At 75.4% G+C, this 350-nt stretch carries 1 protein-coding gene; it reads right to left on the reverse strand.

The genetic code is table 11. From position 1 onward, the window contains the following. Positions 1–350, reverse strand: a 350-nt coding sequence (locus PO768_RS29150; RefSeq protein WP_272648846.1) for a M56 family metallopeptidase, incomplete at both ends; no start/stop codon positions are given.

Here is a 350-nt window from a genome sequence, read left to right on the forward strand (position 1 = left end):
CGGCCAGCTGGCGCGGCGCGCCGAGCTGCTCGGCCGCCAGCGCGTCGGCCACCAGCTCGCGCTCGATCCGCAGCCGGCGCGACAGCCACCAGATGACGGGGTGGAAGAACAGCAAGGCCTCCACCACCTTCTGCAGCAGATGGGCCAGATAGTCCCAGCGCCGCACATGGGCCAGCTCGTGCGCCAGCAAGGCCTCCAGCAGCGGCGCCGGCAGACCCGTCAGCAGGCCGGCCGGCAGCAGCACGACCGGCCGCCACCAGCCGACGGTGAAGGGACCGGCGGCCACGTCGACCGCGGCGGGCAGCACGCGCAGCGCCACCGACTGGCCCAGGCCCATGCGGCGGGCCAGC

This window comes from Paucibacter sp. XJ19-41, assembly GCF_028462495.1.
Lineage (GTDB): Bacteria > Pseudomonadota > Gammaproteobacteria > Burkholderiales > Burkholderiaceae_C > Roseateles_E.